The organism is Paenarthrobacter sp. A20, from assembly GCF_024168825.1.
Taxonomy (GTDB): domain Bacteria; phylum Actinomycetota; class Actinomycetes; order Actinomycetales; family Micrococcaceae; genus Arthrobacter.
Window position 1 is genome coordinate 282,080 of record NZ_JALJWH010000001.1, and the last position, 18,654, is coordinate 300,733.

Annotated in this window: 19 protein-coding genes; 13 read left to right on the forward strand and 6 right to left on the reverse strand. The window is 63.3% G+C overall.

What is annotated here, in order from left to right; genetic code table 11:
• Window positions 1-38 precede the first annotated feature (38 nt).
• Genes trxB through arsB form a run of 3 tightly spaced genes read right to left on the reverse strand, consistent with a single transcriptional unit; the run spans window position 39 to window position 2,578 of the window.
• On the reverse strand, window positions 39-1,016 hold the full coding sequence (gene trxB / locus J3D46_RS01350; protein WP_231338541.1) for a thioredoxin-disulfide reductase: 978 nt from the start codon (window positions 1,014-1,016) through the stop codon (window positions 39-41).
• A 23-nt stretch (window positions 1,017-1,039) separates the two neighbouring features.
• A complete protein-coding gene (locus J3D46_RS01355) occupies window positions 1,040-1,462 on the reverse strand; it encodes an arsenate reductase ArsC (protein ID WP_253464683.1) in 423 nt (140 codons plus the stop codon).
• Between the two features lie 15 nt (window positions 1,463-1,477).
• Window positions 1,478-2,578 (reverse strand): ACR3 family arsenite efflux transporter, encoded by a 1,101-nt coding sequence (arsB, locus tag J3D46_RS01360; protein WP_308292014.1) that lies wholly within the window; start codon window positions 2,576-2,578, stop codon window positions 1,478-1,480.
• Window positions 2,579-2,691: 113 nt separating this feature from the next.
• Here arsB and J3D46_RS01365 point away from each other — a divergent pair, with 113 nt between their 5' ends.
• The 3 genes from J3D46_RS01365 to J3D46_RS01375 all read left to right on the forward strand — a co-directional run bounded on the left by J3D46_RS01365 (window position 2,692) and on the right by J3D46_RS01375 (window position 5,297).
• Window positions 2,692-3,048, forward strand: coding sequence for a metalloregulator ArsR/SmtB family transcription factor (locus J3D46_RS01365; protein ID WP_231338539.1), 357 nt, complete (start codon window positions 2,692-2,694; stop codon window positions 3,046-3,048).
• A 59-nt stretch (window positions 3,049-3,107) separates the two neighbouring features.
• On the forward strand, window positions 3,108-3,590 hold the full coding sequence (locus tag J3D46_RS01370) for a GNAT family N-acetyltransferase (RefSeq protein WP_253469118.1): 483 nt from the start codon (window positions 3,108-3,110) through the stop codon (window positions 3,588-3,590).
• 156 nt (window positions 3,591-3,746) lie between these two features.
• A complete protein-coding gene (locus J3D46_RS01375) occupies window positions 3,747-5,297 on the forward strand; it encodes a PEP-utilizing enzyme (protein ID WP_253464686.1) in 1,551 nt (516 codons plus the stop codon).
• Here J3D46_RS01375 and J3D46_RS01380 read toward each other — a convergent pair.
• Entirely contained in the window at window positions 5,294-7,468 is a 2,175-nt protein-coding gene (locus J3D46_RS01380) for an MMPL family transporter (RefSeq protein WP_253464689.1), read from the reverse strand. The genes J3D46_RS01375 and J3D46_RS01380 overlap by 4 nt on opposite strands.
• A gap of 167 nt (window positions 7,469-7,635) precedes the next feature.
• On the opposite strand from J3D46_RS01380, the gene J3D46_RS01385 reads away from it, so the two are divergent.
• The 5 genes from J3D46_RS01385 (at window position 7,636) to J3D46_RS01405 (ending at window position 11,712) form a co-directional block, all read left to right on the forward strand.
• The gene (locus tag J3D46_RS01385) at window positions 7,636-8,160 is read left to right on the forward strand and encodes a MarR family winged helix-turn-helix transcriptional regulator (RefSeq protein WP_231338536.1); all 525 of its coding nucleotides are present in this window, start codon (window positions 7,636-7,638) and stop codon (window positions 8,158-8,160) included.
• Window positions 8,161-8,204: 44 nt separating this feature from the next.
• On the forward strand, window positions 8,205-9,020 hold the full coding sequence (locus tag J3D46_RS01390; protein WP_231338535.1) for a methyltransferase domain-containing protein: 816 nt from the start codon (window positions 8,205-8,207) through the stop codon (window positions 9,018-9,020).
• A 100-nt stretch (window positions 9,021-9,120) separates the two neighbouring features.
• Window positions 9,121-9,480, forward strand: a complete 360-nt coding sequence (locus tag J3D46_RS01395) for a YciI family protein (protein ID WP_105692194.1) — start codon at window positions 9,121-9,123, stop codon at window positions 9,478-9,480.
• 3 nt (window positions 9,481-9,483) lie between these two features.
• Window positions 9,484-10,710, forward strand: a complete 1,227-nt coding sequence (locus tag J3D46_RS01400) for an RNA polymerase sigma factor (RefSeq protein ID WP_253464692.1) — start codon at window positions 9,484-9,486, stop codon at window positions 10,708-10,710.
• An 18-nt stretch (window positions 10,711-10,728) separates the two neighbouring features.
• Window positions 10,729-11,712, forward strand: coding sequence for an aldo/keto reductase (locus tag J3D46_RS01405; RefSeq protein ID WP_231338533.1), 984 nt, complete (start codon window positions 10,729-10,731; stop codon window positions 11,710-11,712).
• Between the two features lie 23 nt (window positions 11,713-11,735).
• On the opposite strand, the gene J3D46_RS01410 is transcribed toward J3D46_RS01405, so the two are convergent.
• Complete coding sequence (locus J3D46_RS01410) at window positions 11,736-12,827, reverse strand: DNA polymerase IV (RefSeq protein ID WP_253469120.1); 1,092 nt, start codon at window positions 12,825-12,827, stop codon at window positions 11,736-11,738.
• A gap of 154 nt (window positions 12,828-12,981) precedes the next feature.
• On the opposite strand from J3D46_RS01410, the gene J3D46_RS01415 reads away from it, so the two are divergent.
• Together J3D46_RS01415 and J3D46_RS01420 are read left to right on the forward strand one after the other, a co-directional pair.
• Window positions 12,982-13,605 (forward strand): LysE family transporter, encoded by a 624-nt coding sequence (locus J3D46_RS01415; protein WP_253464695.1) that lies wholly within the window; start codon window positions 12,982-12,984, stop codon window positions 13,603-13,605.
• Window positions 13,606-13,641: 36 nt separating this feature from the next.
• Entirely contained in the window at window positions 13,642-14,007 is a 366-nt protein-coding gene (locus tag J3D46_RS01420) for a hypothetical protein (protein ID WP_253464698.1), read from the forward strand.
• Here the strand turns inward: J3D46_RS01420 and J3D46_RS01425 are convergent.
• Window positions 13,991-15,025, reverse strand: coding sequence for a LacI family DNA-binding transcriptional regulator (locus J3D46_RS01425; RefSeq protein ID WP_253464700.1), 1,035 nt, complete (start codon window positions 15,023-15,025; stop codon window positions 13,991-13,993). The two genes, J3D46_RS01420 and J3D46_RS01425, sit on opposite strands and share 17 nt — an antisense overlap.
• Before the next feature lie 161 nt (window positions 15,026-15,186).
• Here J3D46_RS01425 and J3D46_RS01430 point away from each other — a divergent pair, with 161 nt between their 5' ends.
• From J3D46_RS01430 to J3D46_RS01440, 3 genes are read left to right on the forward strand one after another with little or no spacing between them, the layout of a single operon-like run.
• A complete protein-coding gene (locus J3D46_RS01430; RefSeq protein WP_253464703.1) occupies window positions 15,187-16,236 on the forward strand; it encodes a nucleoside hydrolase in 1,050 nt (349 codons plus the stop codon).
• A complete protein-coding gene (locus J3D46_RS01435) occupies window positions 16,236-17,678 on the forward strand; it encodes an MFS transporter (RefSeq protein WP_253464706.1) in 1,443 nt (480 codons plus the stop codon). Before J3D46_RS01430 ends, J3D46_RS01435 begins: the two co-directional genes overlap by 1 nt.
• Window positions 17,675-18,631 (forward strand): ribokinase, encoded by a 957-nt coding sequence (locus J3D46_RS01440; RefSeq protein ID WP_253464709.1) that lies wholly within the window; start codon window positions 17,675-17,677, stop codon window positions 18,629-18,631. Before J3D46_RS01435 ends, J3D46_RS01440 begins: the two co-directional genes overlap by 4 nt.
• The last annotated feature ends 23 nt before the right edge of the window (window positions 18,632-18,654 follow it).

The following is an 18,654-nucleotide window of genomic DNA, read 5'->3' on the forward strand; positions in this document are numbered from 1 at the left end:
CTCATACCTCCGTTGGGTAAGGATCCGTTGGGTAATTCTCAGAAATGGGTGGGCTCTTCAACCAATGCCGTGGCGATGCTGTCTGCATCGTCCAGTGCCGCCAGGTACCGCTCGGCGTCCAAGGCCGCCGAGCACCCCGTACCTGCGGCTGTAATGGCTTGGCGGTAGCGATGGTCCACGGCGTCGCCGCACGCGAAGACACCGGAAATATTGGTGCAGGTGGTGGGCGCGTCCACTTTGATGTAGCCCTCATCATCGAGGTCAACTTGTCCTTCAACCAGCTCAGTACGCGGCAAATGACCGATGGCGACGAAGATTCCGGTGGCCGCCTGCTCCCGCGTTTCACCCGTCCGCGTGTCCTTGAGCGTCACTCCGGTGACCTTGGTGTCACCATGGATGGCCGTAATAGCCGAGTTCCATGCGAACGTGATCTTGGGATTGTCCTTGGCCCGCTGGGCCATGATCCGGGAGGCCCGCAACTCCCCCTTACGCACGACCACCGTTACGGACTTTCCGAAGCGCGTCAGGAAGGTCGCTTCCTCCATGGCGGAGTCCCCACCGCCCACCACGATGATGTCCTGCTCACGGAAGAAGAAGCCGTCGCACGTGGCACACCAGGACACACCGTGCCCGCTGAGCTTCTTCTCTTCCGGCAGCCCGAGTTCCTTATAGGCGGATCCCGTGGCGAGGATAACCGCAGGAGCCTCGTGAGTCTCGCCTGCTCCGGTGACCACGCGCTTGAGGTGACCCTTCAGATCAACCTCAGTGACGTCGTCGAACACTATGCGGGCACCGAATTTCTCAGCCTGTTCCTGGAGTCCGTCCATCAGCTCAGGCCCCTGGATACCAGCGGGGAACCCCGGAAAGTTCTCCACTTCCGTGGTGTTCATGAGGGCTCCACCGGCGGTAACCGAACCGGCCAGTACCAAAGGATTGAGCCCGGCGCGGGCGGCGTAGATGGCCGCCGTGTAGCCGGCAGGGCCGGACCCGATGATGATCAGTTGTTCGTTGCTCATGGGACTCGCTCCTGGTGGTTGGATTATTTGCCGGCGGGGGTCAACGAGGCGATCAGGTTCTCGATGCGGCTCTTGATTTCGTCGCGAATGGGCCGGACAGCGTCGACTCCCTGTCCGGCGGGATCTTCAAGGACCCAGTCCTCGTAGCGTTTTCCGGGGAAGTAGGGGCATTCGTCGCCGCAACCCATGGTGATTACTACGTCCGACTCCTTGACGGCCTCTGTCGTGAGGACCTTGGGGATCTCGGCCGACATATCGATGCCGAGTTCAGACATGGCTTCAACGGCAGCCGGATTGACCTTGTCGGCCGGCTGGGAGCCGGCAGACCGAACCTCGATGGCACCCTGGGAGAGAGTGGTGAGGAACGCAGCGGCCATCTGCGAGCGCCCCGCGTTGTGGACGCAGACGAAAAGGACGGAAGGCTTCTTTACGGCATCGGTGGTCATGAATTTCCTCAAAGATCAGGCGGCGATATGGGCGGGGGTGAAATAGCGCTTGCGCGCCCAGAGGGCTACATACACAAGTGCAACAAGGACGGGAACTTCAATCAAGGGTCCGACGACACCGGCGAGGGCCTGACCTGAGGTAACACCGAAGGTTCCGATCGCCACAGCGATGGCGAGCTCGAAGTTGTTGCCCGCAGCGGTAAATGCCAAGGTCGTCGTCTTGGCGTAGCCGAGATTCAGAAAACGGCCAATCACCATTCCGGCGCTGAAGACCACAACGAAGTAGACCAACAACGGCAAAGCGATGCGGAGGACGTCCATCGGCTTGGAAATGATGGTCCCGCCTTGGAGCGCAAACAGGAGCGTGATGGTGAAAAGGAGTCCGTAGAGCGCCCAGGGACCAATCCTTGGCAGGAACTTCTGCTCGTACCAGCCGCGACCCTTGACCTTCTCACCGACAACGCGGGTGAGAAGGCCGGCGAGCAGCGGGATACCCAGGAAGATCAGCACGGAGAGCGTTATGGCCCAGAAGGAAAAGTCGGCGGACGTGGTGGGAAGTCCCAGGAGGGATGGCAGCCACTGGAGGTAGAACCAGCCCAAAGCGCCGAACGCGATCACTTGGAAGACAGAGTTGATGAAAACCAGAACGGCGGCAGATTCGCGGTCTCCACAGGCGAGGTCGTTCCAGATCATCACCATGGCGATGCATCGGGCCAAGCCGACGATGATCAGCCCGGTTCGGTACTCCGGCAGGTCGGGGATGAAGACCCAAGCCAGCGCGAACATGAAAGCTGGAGCAAGTACCCAATTGATCACCAAGGACGTGACCAGCAGCTTTCGATCAGCCAGCACGCGGGGTGCCTGGTCGTAGCGCACCTTGGCAAGGACCGGGTACATCATCACCAGAAGGCCTATGGCGATAGGCAAGGAGACTTCGCCGATCTTCACGGCTTCCAGCGCGGTGTTCAGGCCGGGAACCAGGCCGCCCAGCAGCAGACCCAAAGCCATGGCGGCGATGATCCAGACGGGCAGGAATCGATCCACAGCGGAGAGCTTTCGCACGACGACGGACACTGGGGTGTCCTCTCGGGCTGCGGTTTGCGTCGGGGTGCTCACAAGACTCCTGGCTCTGACGCCCAGCCAACAGGCCGGGCTCATGGATTGATGAACTTCGATATGAGTATGTCCGGCTATATCGATGATTGTCAATGTATGTGCATAATGGATGCATGAACTCCGGGGAAACACTTGAGCTGACACCAGTGGACGCAGAAGCTTGCTGCGAGCCGTCGGGACAACCATCCATCGACGACTACGAGGCACAATTGAGGGCATCCGTGTTCAAGGCCCTCGCGGACCCCAACAGGCTGCGCCTCTTGTCCATCGTCAAGAGTTCAGAGGGCGGCGAAGCATGCGTCTGCGACCTCACCGAGCCCTTGAGTCTCGGGCAGCCAACGGTGTCCCACCATCTGAAGATCCTGGTGGACGCCGGCCTCCTCCACCGCGAAAAACGTGGCACGTGGGCGTACTACTCCTTGGTCCCCGGCGCCATTGAGCGGACCACCGGCCTGCTGGAGAGCCTGTGACCAGTCACGCGCCAACCGGTCCACGCCCCAAGGACGCCAACGAAGTCCGCATTCGCCCCATGACAAGGACGGACTGGCCCCGTGTCAGGGAGATCTTCACCGCAGGTATCGAATCCGGGCACGCCACTTTTGAAGCCGCCACGCCAGAGTGGGAACAATTCGACGCAACGCGACTCAAGGATCACCGGCTCGTCGCTGAAAAGGCGGGCCAGGTTCTGGGCTGGACCGCCGTTTCCCCGGTGTCTTCGCGAGCCGCATACTCCGGTGTCGTGGAGCATTCCATCTACGTCGCAGGAGATGCCCAAGGGCTCGGCCTTGGCAAGAGCCTCCTCCGTGCCCTCATCGCGTCCACCGAGAATGCGGGTATTTGGACGATCCAGGCCAGCGTCTTCCCCGAGAATGTAGCCAGCCTCAGGCTCCACGACCATGAGGGGTTCAATGTTGTCGGCCGGCGAACCCGAATCGCCCGCATGCCGCATGGACCCCTCGCCGGGCAGTGGCGGGACACCGTCCTGATTGAGCGCAGATCTTCCGTGCTGTAGGCCCCGGAGCCTCGACCACGATGATGCACCGGAGTAGCGTCTCCGCATAAGGCCACCACTCTTGGGAGAATCCATGGGCATCACCGAGCCGGCCCTCACGGCCATGAATGGGCCCTGGAGCAATTCGGCCAGATCCATGTCCTCCAGGTCCAAATCATGATGGCCCGGCCAGCGCCAGTGAATTGGACGGCGCCCGGCAAGGGCGTATGGGCCCGCAATTTCCGACTCGGTGAGTGGCTCCCGGACCCGACGACACCACTGTTCGCGGACTGGCTCATTCCCCGGATCGAGGCCGGATTCCTCGACGGCATGGAGGAGGATGTTCGCGTCCGTGTGCCGTTTCGATACGGCTTCGTGAACGGCTGGTATTTCAACTCCCCGCCCATTCCCAAACCGTGGACTGTGGCACCGCTGATAGTCCGCAGCCGGGGTCGTTTGCCTTGGTTCCTGATCAACGTCCTTCTCCGAACCTCAAGCAACCCGGCCGATGCGCATCGGGCAGTCCTCCACAGGCTGGAACTGAAATGGCGTGAGCAGTTGCTTCCTGGGTATCGGAAGCTCGTCCGGGAAGCGGAGCGGGATGTCGAGTCAGCATCGCAGGCCAGGCTCATCGAGTTGGTCAACGCCATCAGTCGGCAGGCCGGGATACAACTATGGTCCCTGGCCGTGGTTGGCGGGTCTGCTTGGAAGATGGAATCGGCACTGGCCAGCTTTTGGCGCAAGGAACTGGCCGGACCCCTCAGCGGGACACCAGCGGGCTTGCTCGGCCACCAAGTACTTCTCCGTGGACTGACCGGAACCCTGCCCGGACCGTCTCCGCATGCTGTGTACTCCCTCGACTGGTATCACCCCACGGCCAGCGAGATGGGACCCGCGGGTCGGGCAGCGGCAGCGGAGTCTCCCATCGACATAGCTTCAAGGCTGGACAATCAGCGCTCCCAGGTCGAGGCCGCAGCCCGCACCTCCCTGATTGACTCCCGGGGAAAGCTGACGCGGTTCGACTCCCTCCTCACGATGGCCCGCTATTACGCTGCCGTGCGGGAAGAGCAAGCCATGCACCTGAGCCTGGGGTGGCCGGTCCTGCGTCGCTGCGCCCAAGGGCTGGGCGGGAACCTCGTCTCCACAGGAACCATTGCCGATCCCCAGGACATGCACTTCCTCACTTTGGACGAGATGTTGGACGGGGTCCGGCACCCGGGAAAGGACTACCGTGCCCAAGTGGAAAGCCGCCGCGACACTTGGCACCGGCAAAGGCAACTGGACGCACCACTCACCATCGGCAAAGCTGCGAAGTTTGGAGGGGAACCGGGCAGGTCCGGATATGATCCCGTCGCAAACGCCGTGGAAGCAGCCAGAACGTCTTCCGAATACCCGAAGGATGCCATCATCGGCCACCCGGCCAGCACCGGGCGCGCAAGCGGCAGGGTGCGGATCTTGGAAGGACTGGAGGACGCGGACAGCTTCCAGGCAGGCGAAATCCTGGTTGCCCGCTCCACCGCTCCGGCGTGGACACCGCTCTTCGCCAGGGCAGCCGCTGTGGTTACCGACGGAGGAACCCTGGCGGCCCACGCTTCAATCATTGCCCGCGAGTACGGAATCCCCGCCGTCGTCGGGACGCGCGACGCAACCCGGCGCCTCCACACCGGCCAACTGGTGACCGTGGATGGCGGCGCCGGTTACGTCGACACGGGAGTCCAACAGGACTAACGCCCCACCGGGGCTTCTTCCTCCTCGAGAGACCCAACCGAGGCTGCGGAAGACTCACGCCCCAGCTTGCCCGGCCACCAGATCTTGCTGCCGATGTCGTAGGCCAGCGCGGGAACCAGCAGCGAGCGCACCAGCACGGTATCCAGGAGCACACCGAACGCCACGATGAACGCGAGCTGCACCAGGAACATGATGGGGATGACGCCGAGCGCAGCGAACGTGGCGGCCAGCACGACACCGGCGGACGTGATGACACCACCAGTAACAGCGAGCCCCCGCAGGATACCGGGCCGCGTCCCGTGCTTCAGCGACTCTTCACGGACCCGGCTCATCAGGAAGATGTTGTAGTCCACGCCGAGGGCCACCAGGAACACGAACCCGAACAGCGGCACTGTGGCGTCTGCCCCGGAGAATCCGAAGATCCCGTTGAAGACCCATGCCGAGACACCCATTGCAGCCCCATAGGACAGAACCACGGACAACACCAGCAGCACCGGAGCCACCACTGAACGCAGCAGGAGCATCAGGATGAAGAGGATGACCACGAGCACGATCGGGATGATGACCACCAAGTCGCGTTGCGCGGTGGTGTTGGTGTCCAGCGCGGTAGCCGTCACTCCACCCACCAAGGCTCCGGAATCAACGTCGCGGACAGCCACCCGCAGCGACTTCACCGCTTCTTCGGCCTCGATCGAATCGGCGGCGGAGTTCAAGGTCGCGTTGATGAGGACCTTGCCGTCGCGGACAGCAGGCTCTGCAGGCGCGCCGGGAGCGCCGGTGACGGGAACGTTGCCTTCAGCCAGCAGGTAGGCGTCACCTACGCCGTCGGCTGCTTTGACCTTGTCCAGGACCTGCTGCGCGGCGCTTTGGGAGGCGACCACGACGGCGGGGCTGCCGCTGCCGGCGTCGAAGTGGCGCGCCAGTGCGTCCTGGCCGTCAACGGCGTCGGACTGGGACAAAATCACGTCAGTTTGCGGGACGCCGTTGGCCTTCAATTGCAGGATTCCGGTGGATGCCACCAGGAGCAGCAGCACGGAAGCTACCCACACAACGCGCGGCCGCTTGGAAACCAGGCGGGCCGTGGCACGCCACAGACCCTTTTGCCCCTCAAGCCCGGTGACAATCTCCGGTTCGCGTTCGTCGGCGGGAAGCAGCTTGGGCCGGAAAGGCCAGAAAGCGGCACGGCCCAGCAAAGCCATCAGCGCGGGCAGCAGCGTGAGGGCGGCGAAGAGCGAGCAGAGGATGCCGGCCGCCGCGACGGGACCGAGCGCCTTGTTGGAGTTCAGATCGGAGAAGAGCAGGCACAGCAGGGCGATGATCACCGTCGCGCCCGAGGCAAGGATCGGTTCGAACGATGCCTTCCAGGCCGTGATGACGGCCTGCGTGCGGTTGGTGGTGTGGGTCAGCGCCTCACGGAAACGCGCCACGAACAGCAGCGCATAGTCGGTCGCTGCGCCGATCACCAGAATGGACAGGATGCCTTGGCTTTGGCCGTTGAGCTGGATCCAATCCATCTTGGCCATGCCGAACACCAGCAAAATGGCGGCGCAGAGAGCGAACACCGAGGTGAAGAGCACTGCGATAGGCAGCACCACTGAGCGGTAAACCAGCAGAAGGATCACGAACACCGCGCCCAAGGCAACCAGCAGCAGAATGCCGTCGATACCGCCGAACGCATTGACGAGGTCGGCGGTCAGGCCGGCCGGACCCGTCACGAATGCCTGCATGCCATCGGGTGCGCCGGGCTGGACCACATCCCGCAGCTCCTGGACTTTTTCGCGCAGCTCGTCGGAGGACGCCATGGGAACAATGAACTGGACCGCTTTGCCGTCTTCCGACGGAATAGGCCCGACGACGGCGCTGCCCAGCTTCAGTGCCTCGATGTCGGCTTTCAGCTGGGCTGCTTCGCCCAGCTGCGCGGGAGTAAATGCGGTGTCGTTCTCCACGACCACCACCGCGGGTATTTCATCGGAGTCCCTGAACTTGGCCTGCCAGTCGGCCGCCTCGGTGGCTTCGGCGCCGGCAGGGAGGAACGAGGCCTGGTCGTTGGACGAAACTTCCTCCAACCGACCAAAAGTAGGGCCGCCAATGCCAGCAATGCCCAGCCAGGTGATGACCAGTACCACTGGTATCAGCCAGCGCAGCCAGAACGGTACCTTCTGCGAGTTCATGAGTCCTTCTTCTCCGGGGGATGCGTCGTGGTGTTTATTCCACCATAGATTATCTCTATCATGGAACCATTCCAAGAGTGCTGTGAAGTGAATGCCGGTTTCCCGGACTGCTGGGAGTAATATCCGGAAGGCAGTAAACAAGAGACAACGCATGCAGGAGGGCGGACATGTCGGACCCAACAGTCCCGCGCCCTGACGCGGGCCAGCCCGAACAGGGACGCCCCGATAACGCGGCTCCCCAGGAACTTGTCCGGCTCCTCCAGGACTTCACGCTGGAAGCCAACCACTATGTTGACGCGGCCGGTGGCCGGAACGACATGCACCGCACGGACCTCAATGCGCTCGCTGTGATCATGCGCCACTCCGCAGCCGGCCGGGTGGTCACGCCCGGCGTCCTGCGCACTGAACTCCGGCTCAGCTCCCCCGCCACCACGGCCTTGGTGGACCGGTTGCATGCCAGCGGACATGTGGTGCGCGAACGCCTTGGCACGGACCGGCGCCAGGTCCAGCTCCACATGACACCCAAGGCCTACAGCGACGGAAGCGCCATGTTCATGCCACTCGCCATCCGCATGGGCAAGGCCATGGCGGCATACAGCGCCGAGGAGTTGGACCTCGTCCAACGCTTCATGACGGACATGGTGGAGGCCACCCTCGCCGCCCGCGAAGAAGCCACGCGCAAGAGTGACTAGCCGCAAGGCGCCTAAATTCATCTTCCAAGTTGTAGCGTTTCCCTATGAACGCGCAGCAGCCTGAAGATGTCTACACCCACGGACACCACGAGTCGGTTGTCAGGGCCCATGCCTCACGGACGGTCGAGAATTCGGCCGCGTTTGTGATCCCCCATCTCACCGCTGGGACTTCAGTGCTCGACGTCGGCTGCGGGCCGGGCAGCATCACCTGCGATTTCGCGGGGCTGGTTGCGCCCGCGCAAGTGATCGGTTTGGACCGGTCAGCGGACATCGTCGCGCAAGCCACCGAGCTGGCCGCCGAGCGTGGCGCGGACAACGTGACCTTCCAGACCGGCAATATCTACGATCTCGACTTCGAGGACGAGTCCTTCGACCTCGTCCACGCCCACCAGGTGCTCCAGCACCTCACCGACCCCGTCGCGGCTTTACGCGAGATGCGCCGCGTAGCCAAGCCCGGCGCCATCGTTGCCGTGCGCGACGCCGATTTCCACGGCATGAGTTGGTACCCGGAAGTCCCGGAGCTGGACGACTGGATGGAGCTCTACCAAAAGATCGCCCGCCGCAACGGAGCAGAACCCGATGCCGGCCGCCGCTTGGTTTCGTGGGCCCAGCAGGCAGGTTTCACCCAGGTAGCTCCCACCAGCAGCAACTGGCTTTACGCCACAGCCCAACAGCGCGCCTGGCAGTCCAGGGTCTGGAGCGAACGGGTGCTGCACTCTGCCTTTGCCGAACAGGCGTTGGAGTACGGCTTCGCCAACGAGGCCGACCTCGCCCGGATTGCCGCGGGTTGGCACCGCTGGGGAGCCACCGATGACGGCTACTTCCTGATTCCCAACGGCGAAGTCATTGCCCGGGCGTAGTTTCCAAAAAAATTTCCCGAACCATGTAGAAAAGCCCACCGCAGTTCCGACCCATGAGTGAAAGCGCCCACAAAGGGCGCCCCTCACAAGGAGTTTTGAGATGAAATACATGATCATGATGTTCGGGTCGGCCGAGGGCATGATGGAAACCGCAGATCCGGAGTGGATCAAGGAAATGATCGGGTTCATGATCCAGATCGACAAGGACCTGACCGAATCCGGTGAACTCGTTTTCAATGCCGGCCTGGCCGATGGCAGCACCGCGAAGCTCGTCAAGCAGACCCCGGACGGCGTCATCACCACAGACGGTCCCTACGCCGAATCCAAGGAGTCCTTGGTGGGCTACTGGGTGGTTGATGTCGCAAGTGAGGAACGCGCCGTCGAGATCTGTTCAAGCATTGTGAAGTACTCGCAGGTTGTTGAGCTTCGCGCCATCCCGGACGGGCCGCCCGAGGTCTAGCCTTTGGCCGAGTCTTCACCGGAAGCACGGATCGAGGACCTGCTGCGCACTTTGGCGCCGCAGGTCCTCGGCGTGCTGGCACGGACGCATGGGCAGTTCGATGCCTGCGAGGATGCCGTCCAGGAAGCACTCCTTGAGGCCTCCCTTCAGTGGCCAACCGCCCTGCCGGACCATCCGAGGGCCTGGCTGATGGCAGTCGCGTCCCGTCGGCTGGTGGATTTTTATCGACGCGATAGCGCCCGACGTGCACGGGAGGAACGCGTCGCGGCCATGAATGGTGATTTCTCCTACAGCTCCGCATCAGAAGCCGACGACACCCTCACCCTGATGTTCCTCTGCTGCCACCCGGCGTTGTCAGCACCGTCGCAACTCGCCTTGACGTTGCGGGCAATTGGAGGACTCACGACGGCGGAAATCGCCTCTGCTTTCCTGGTCCCCGAAGCGACCATGGGACAGCGCATCAGCCGCGCGAAACAAGGGATCCAGAAGGCGGGAGCCACGTTCAGCATGCCGCCGGCTTCCGAGCGCAAGGCGAGGCTCGGCGTCGTACTTCACGTCCTGTACCTGATCTTTAACGAAGGTTACGCGGCAAGCTCAGGTGAGTCCCTGCAGCGTGAGGAGCTCACTACGGAGGCCATCCGGCTGACGCGCATGCTGCTGGCTGTTGTTCCGCGTGAGTTGGAGGCGGCTGGCCTGCTGGCGCTGATGCTGCTCACTGATTCCCGCCGCTCCGCCCGGGCAACAGCCGACGGCATGCCGGTGCCGCTTGCGGAGCAGGACCGCAGTCTGTGGAACCACGGGCAGATTGACGAGGGCATCGCGCTCCTGTCTTCCGTGTTGGGACGGGGCGCGGCCGGGCCGTACCAACTCCAAGCAGCAATCGCCGCCGTTCATGCGGAGGCCGCCTCCAACGATGACACTGATTGGCCGCAGATTCTTGCCCTGTACACAGTCCTTGAAGCCGTAGCGCCAAGTCCGGTGGTCACACTGAACCGTGCGGTCGCAGTGGCCATGGTGAACGGTCCCTTAGCCGGACTTGAGTTGCTGGCTGGACTGGATTCGGTGCTCGGGCGTTCTCATCGTTTGGACGCCGTGAAGGGTCACTTGCTGGAGATGGCAGGATCCATTCCAGAGGCCCGCGCAGCGTATCTGGCCGCTGCAAAAAAGACTGCAAGCTTGCAGGAGCGGCGATACTTGCTGGGCAAAGTGACGCGAATGGACAAGCTGTAGACCCCATATAGTCGAACCATGGAACAGCGCATACTTGGCAAGACCGGCCGATCCGTCTCAACTGTAGGTCTGGGCACCTGGCAACTCGGGGCCGACTGGGGTGACGTCACTGAAGACGACGCCTTCGCCGTGCTGGACGCCTCAGTCGAGGCCGGGGTCAATTTCTTCGACACCGCTGACGTCTACGGCGATGGCCGGAGCGAGCAGTTCATCGGACGCTTCCTGCGTGCAAATCCGGATCTGGACATCACGGTAGCCACCAAGATGGGCCGCCGCGTGGATCAGCTGCACGGGAATTACACGCTGGACAATTTCCGGGCCTGGACCGACCGTTCACGCCGCAACCTGCAGCAGGAGACCCTGGACCTCGTCCAGTTGCACTGCCCACCCACGTCCGTCTACAGCAGCGCCGAAGTGTACGACGCCTTGGACACGCTGGTCAGCGAAGGCGCGATCCGCAACTATGGCGTCAGCGTCGAACGAACCGATGAAGCACTCGAAGCCATCAAACGTGGCAACACCGCATCCGTGCAGATCATCCTGAATGCCTTCCGGCTCAAGCCCCTCGATGAAGTGCTGCCGGCAGCCAAGGAAGCAGGCGTCGGCATCATCGCCCGCGTGCCGCTGGCCTCCGGTTTGCTGTCCGGGAAATACACGGCTGAAACGGAATTCCCCGCCGACGACCACCGGAACTACAACCGCGACGGGTCCTCCTTCGACGTCGGCGAGACCTTCTCCGGCGTCGATTTCGCCACCGGCGTCAAGGCCGCGCAGGAATTCAGCCAGTTAGTGCCCGACGGCGTCACCACAGCGCAGGCGGCCCTCGCCTGGGTCATCGCCCAGGACGGCGTCACTGCGGTCATTCCCGGTGCCCGTTCGGCTGGGCAAGCACGGGCCAATGCTGAAGCTGGAGAGCTGCAGGTCGTCGGAGCCGGGTTGGCTGCCGGAGTCCGGGACATCTACGACCGTCACTTCCGCGAAGCGATCCACCCGCGCTGGTAGCCGGCCGGCCGCCGTCGAGCGCCTTACCAACCGCTGCGCGTCGGTGTGTGTCCTTTTCGGGCTTCTTCGGGCATCGCCATTTCGGCACGCAAACCCAAAAGCCGGATGGGGCGTTCCGGCTCCATTTTGGCCGTAAGGTCCAAGGCCTGTGCAAGGACTTCCTCCCGGTTGAAAGTCTCAGGAATCTTCCTCGCGTAGGTCTTGGTGAAGAACGGTGCGTATCGCACTTTGAGGGTCAGCCCGATCACCGGACGTCCTTCCGCCGCTACGTCTTCCAGGACGCGCGCAGTCAACTCCTTGAGAGCGTCACTGATCTGGGAGGGCTCGGTCAGGTCCTGCTGAAAGGTGGTTTCGCGGCCGTGTGCGCGGGCGACCCACGGAGTGTCATCCACTTCGCTGGAACCTTCCCCGCGTCCCAATTGCGCGTACCAAGGTCCCATCTTGGGGCCGAACTCCGGGACCAGCTCCTGTGGATCGACCGCTGCGAGCTCCGCCACCGTGGTGATGTCATGCTTCGCCAACCGCTGGGACACTTTGGGCCCGACGCCCCACAACTCCTTGGTGGGCCGGGTACCCATAACCTCCAACCAGTTCTCTTTGGTCAGCCGAAAGATGCCAGCGGGTTTGCCGAAATCCGTCGCGTTCTTAGCGCGGACCAAGGTGTCCCCGATGCCCACGCTGCAGTGGAGTTGGGTTTGCTCAAGGACTGCGGCCTGTATTTGCCGGGCGTAGGCGTCCGGGTCCTCGGTTTCGACACCCACAAACGCCTCATCCCACCCCAGCACCTGGACGGTAGCCGCCGGCTGGGCACGGAGGGTGGCCATCACAACGTCGGAGGCCGCCAGGTACGCCTCCTGATCGACGGGCAGGATGATGGCGTCCGGCACTTTGCGGGCCGCTATTCGGAGGGGCATTCCGGAGCCAACGCCGAACGCCCGGGCTTCGTAAGAGGCGGTGGAAACCACAGCCCGTTCCGTAGGATCTCCCCGGCCACCCACAATGACGGGCTTGCCCGCGAGCTCGGGCCGCCGGAGTATCTCGACAGCGGCAATGAACTGGTCCAGATCGACGTGCAGCACCCACGGGATTCCGCTCACGGCACCAGTTTGCCCCATTGGCGGGGGCATTGGCTGTACCTTCACCACCTACTTTGAACTGGGCGGCCACAGAAATCAACCCATTCCGGGTGCATTTGGGTAGGTCAACCGCCAAAGAGGGTGGTGGAGGAACGCGTCCTGAGCACCTGCCTCACCGACATAAGCTGAGGTGGTGCAGTTTTCACTTTGGCTGGCCCTGGTTGGCGCCGGCACCCTGATCAGTTTCACTCCCGGCGCCGGTGCCATCTTCACCATGAGCAACTCGCTCAATTCCGGCTTCCGGCGCTCCATCTGGGGCATCCTCGGCCAACAGGTAGCCTTGGTCATCCATATCGTGATCGTCGCTTTGGGCGTGGGCGTACTGGTGTCCAACTCGCCGGTGATCTTCAACGTCATCCGATACGCTGGCGCGGCCTATTTGGTCTACCTGGGCATCCGGCAGTTCCTGCACAAACCGGACCTGGACAAAGAAGAGGTTGCGGACAAAAAGAACGAGTCCGCCGTCTCCATGTTCCAACGCGGCATTTGGGTGAACCTGTTGAACCCGAAGGCTATCGTCTTCTTCCTGGCCTTCATGCCGCAGTTCATCCGGCCGGACCAGCCCTTGCTCCAGCAATACGCCGTGCTGACCGCCACAGTCTTGTTCATCGACATCATGGTGATGTGGTTCTTCTTCGCTCTGGCGGCCCGGTCCTTCCAGCGGTTCACCCACGACCAACGGGGCCAAACCATTCTCAACCGGATTTTCGGCTGCCTGTTCGTGCTTGTAGGCATCCTGCTGGCCGTCATCCACTAACCACGGCAGCCAGGCACGCGGTGCTACCGTCGAGGCATGGAAGCTGACTGGATCGAGCACCGGCGATCGGACGATGGCGAGCACGTGGGCTGGATGAAGCCCGCAGGTGACGGATTCATCGCAATCGACATGCTGGGGCGCCCACGCACGGACGTGGTGGATTGGTTCACCGCCGAGGAAACGCTCGATGACCTCGGCCTGCGATACCTCGCCGACCCCCACGAATTACTGCTCGACGACGGCGCTTGGCTGCGCGTCCGGATCGCCGAAGTCACACCTGACACGGTCCGGGTGAAGAAGGAAGACTGGGGTGATATGACGGCGCCCCAGATCTATTTCACGGTGCCCAACCCCGTTCCGGAAGACCAGCTTCGCCCGCTTGCCCCTAAGCAGGCGACGTAGATCCCCGCACCACCAGCGAGCTCTCCAGCGTCACATGCGGTTCGTCCAGCGCCAGTCCTTCCATCAGTCCGCGCAATTGCTCCCCCGCCTTGCGTCCCAGCGGGGTTGCGGGCAGGTGCACCGTGGTGAGGCTGGGGTTGCTCGTGGCCGAATAGGGCAGGTCATCGAAGCCCGCCACGGCAAGCTCTTCAGGGATCCGGACACCCTCAACGCGGGCTTCCTGCAACACGCCGTAAGCGTGCGTGTCAGTGCCGCAGACGACGGCGGTCACCCCCTCACGCTGCCAGCCCGGCCAGGCGTCGGCGAACGCGGAAGCGGCGGCACCGACGTCGATCGGGGTGCTGATGACGTGCCCATCGGCCACCAAAAGACCGCATGCTGCCGCCTCCTCCAGGAACGCTTCCCTGCGCAATTGGAAGGTCGCGGTTCCGGTAACGCCGTCCACGTAGGCAGCCCGCGTATGACCGGACGACGCCAAATGACGGGCCAGCTCACGGGCTCCTTGGGCAACATCAAGGTTCACGGACGGCGCGTAGGACTCAAGCCCTGGCGCATCCAGCAGCACCAGCGGTCCGGCCGCGGACAAATCTTCCAGGAACTCTGCACTGGGGGCACCCACCAGCAGACCAGCCGGCCGAAGGGCGAGCAGTTTGCGGACGTCGTCGGCCTGCGGTGACTCACCGGCGTCGGTGACGGAGAGCAGCAGCTGGTACTGGGAGCCCAGCGACTCCCGCACGCCTGCAATGACGTTGGCAAAGAACGGGTTGGACACATCCGGCGTCACCAGAATGACAATGGAACTGACTCCTCGAGCCAACGAACTCCCGATGCTGTCCACGACGTACCCCAGCTCGGAGATGGCGGAACGGACGCGGGAGATGTTGTCGTCGGACACCCGACCCTGCGTCTTGCCGTTGGCCACCAAGGAAACCGTGGCCGTGGAAACGCCGGCGCGCGCCGCCACCATCGCAGCAGTGACGCGGGGCGCACGGGTGTTCCGCCGATCCAGGGATTCCATGCATCGATCGTAGCGTTGTTACACCGCCCTGAGCTGCGACAAAGCATCAAGCGCTTGACGCGATCCACGTTAAGCGTTTGACGTAACCGAAAACCGATGCCAGAATTCCCTTGAATGCTTAGCGCCCTGCCCCGGGCAAGTACCAGGCAGGCCCCAATGACGTGGAGAGAAACGTGGACCCCAAACCCATAACAGCACGCAAGAAGATCATTCTTGACTGCGACCCTGGCCATGACGACGCAGTGGCCCTGCTGCTGGCACACGGCAACCCGGACATCGAACTGCTGGCCGTGACCACCGTGGTGGGAAACCAGACCCTCGAGAAGGTCACCCGCAACGCCCTCTCGGTCGCCACGATCGCCGGCATCACCGGCGTCCCGTTTGCAGCCGGTTGCGACCGCCCCTTGGTCCGCACCATCGAAACGGCCCCCAGCATTCATGGCGATTCCGGCATGGACGGCCCGGAGCAGCCCGAGTCCGCCATCGAGCTGGACCCGCGCCACGCCGTCGACCTCATCATTGAAACCGTCATGGCACACGAGCCGGGCACCGTCACCCTGGTCCCCACCGCCGGCCTCACCAATATCGCCATGGCCGCCCGCAAGGAGCCCCGCATAGTGGAGCGGGTCAAGGAAGTTGTGCTCATGGGCGGCGGCTACCACGTGGGTAACTGGAGCGCCGTGGCGGAGTTCAACATCATCATCGATCCCGAAGCCGCGCACATCGTCTTCAACGAGAAGTGGCCCGTGGTGATGGTCGGCCTGGACCTCACGCACCAGGCGCTGGCCACGGACGAGGTGGTGAACCGCATAGCAAAAATCGGCACCAAGCCTGCCAAGTTCGTCATGGAACTCATGGACTTCTTCCAGAAGACCTACAAGGACGCGCAGGGCTTCGACTTCCCGCCGGTCCACGATCCGTGCGCCGTCGCCTACGTCATCGACCCCACCGTGATGACCACCCGCAAGGTCCCCGTGGACATCGAACTCCAGGGCAAGCTCACCCTCGGCATGACCGTTGCCGACTTCCGTGCCCCTGCCCCCGAGGACTGCCACACGTCCGTCGCCGTGGACCTGGACCACCAGAAGTTCTGGGACCTGGTCACCGACGCGATCGAACGGATCGGCGAACCAACGCTCGACGGCGGCGCTGACGCCACCGCTGAAGTCAACGCCACCGCAGAGGCCATCCTGGCGGGAGAAGCCAAGTAATGTCGACCCTCGCAGAAACCAAGTCGTCCCGAGGCAACGTCACTGCCCTCATGGTCGCCCTGTTGGCCGCCTGTGTGGCCTTCCAGCTCAACGCCTCCATGCTCAGCCCCGCGCTGGTCACCATGGGCAACGAGCTCAACACGGACCAAGCAACCATCGGCCTGTCCCAGACCTGGTTCTTCACAGCCGCGGCCCTCTTCTCGCTCTTCCTCCCCCGGCTCAGCGACATCGTGGGCCGCAAGAAGATCCTTGTGGGCATGATGCTCCTGATGGCTGTCGGCTCGGTCATCGCCGCACTGGCTCCGGACGTCACGTGGCTCTTCGTGGGCCGCATCATCCAGGGCGTCAGCGGCCCAACGGTTCCGCTCTGCCTGATCATGCTTCGCTCCGCCGTCAGCAACCCCCGCAAGTACGGCACTCTCATGGGCCTCATCACGGCGGTCAACGGTGGCGTGGCCGGCGTCGACTCGTTCGTTGGCGGCTACTTTGCTGAGAACTTCGGTTTCCGCAGCATCTTCTGGCTCATGGTGGCACTGGCCCTGGTTGCCACCGTGTTGATCGCCGTCCTGGCCGGGGAAAGCAAGCCTGCCGCCGGCACCACCATGGACTGGCTGGGCGTGTTCTTCATCGTGATCGCCGTGGGCGCACTCCTGACGGCACTGAACGAGGGCGCCAAGCTGGCCACGGCTTTCGACGCCGGCACCCTGACGCTCGCGATCGTGCTCACGGTGATTGCCGTCGTCGCGTTCTTTGCCTTCTGGACTGTAGAGAAGCGTGCCAAGCAGCCCATGGTGGAAACAGTGCACCTGCGCCAACGCTCCACCTGGGCACCGCTGCTGACCACCACCCTGACCATGACGGGCATCTTCGCTGTCATCAACGGCATCGTCCCGGCCTATGTGCAGGCAGCGGATCCGGGCTTCGGCGTTGGTCCCACGGAGATGTCGCTTATCATCCTGACTCCTTACGCACTGCTCGGTTGGCTGTTCGGCCCGATCAGTGGCCGCCTTGCACCGGTTCTTGGCTACACAAAAGTCCTGCGCATCGGCTTGGTCGGCAGCCTTGTTGCACTGGCCATCATCGCGTTCTTCGGGCTCAACAGCCTGCCCATGATGATCGTGGGCACGGCATTGCTGGGCATCATGTACGCCGGTACCGTCAACATCATGCTGAACGGACTGGGCGTTGTCCTCTCGCCGCAGGGCAACCCGGGCTTCCTCCCCGGGATGAACGCGGGCGCCTTCAACCTTGGCGCCGGGTTGAGCTTCCTGGTTCTTCCCGCCGTCCTCGTCGCGACAGCATCATTGAATGACGCCAAGGCCTCCTACCTGACCGTTGTAGTAGTGGGTCTCGCCATCACGTTGGCTGCCTTCGCAGCATCGCTCCTGATTCCGAAGCCTGTCGACGCAGAAGTGACCGACGCTGAAAAGGTGACCGCATGACCAGCGCACCCAAGGCGGGAATCGTCGTCGTCGGCTCCCTCAACGCCGACCTCACCATCTACTGCGACCGACTCCCCCAGCCCGGGGAGACGGTTCACGGCAATGGATTTGCCGTGAACCCCGGCGGAAAGAGCGCCAACCAGGCCGTTGCCGCGAGCAAGCTCGGCGGCCAGGTCAGCCTGATCGGCGCCGTGGGAGATGACCCCAACGGCACCATGCTCTTGGACTCGACCGCCAGCGCCGGCGTGGACGTATCCCGCGTCCGACGCTCTGATAAAGCCACAGGTGTCGCAGTCATCTCCGTGGATGCGAGTGGCGAGAACAGCATCATCATTTCAGCCGGCGCCAATGGCACGCTCAGGCCCGCGGACGTTACGCCCGACGCCTTCCGGGATGCGGCCGTAGTGTGCCTCTGCCTGGAGGTGGGGATCGATACCGTGATTGCCGCCGCCCAAGCAGGGCACGACGCCGGAGCGACGGTTCTTCTGAACCTCTCGCCGTACGCTGAGGTGCCGGAGCTTTTGGCCGGGTTGAGCGACGTACTGCTGGTGAACGCGCACGAAGCTTCGCTGTTCCTTGGCACCGAAGCTGACATTCCCGACGTCGAGGCAGAAGCCGAAGCCTGGGAGCCAGTCCGGAGCCAGTTCGCCGACCGTGGATTGCAGCGTGTGCTGGTCACCCTCGGCGCGCGGGGATCCGTGGTCTTGGATTCGCTTGCCCGCGGCGCGGAGGATCACGTCACCCGCATCGCCCCGACACGCGTCAGCGCCGTGGACACCACGGGCGCCGGCGACGCGTTCACGGGGGCAGTTGCCGCACGTCTTGCTGCCGGGGAATCCCTGGCCGATGCCGCAGCGTTTGCCTCGGTAGCCGCAGCATTGGCGGCCACGAAGAAGGGTACGCAAGCCGCGTACCCAAGCACCGCCGACGTCGAGCAGCTGCGGGACGCTTAGTCCCAGCCTCCCACCCAACTGGG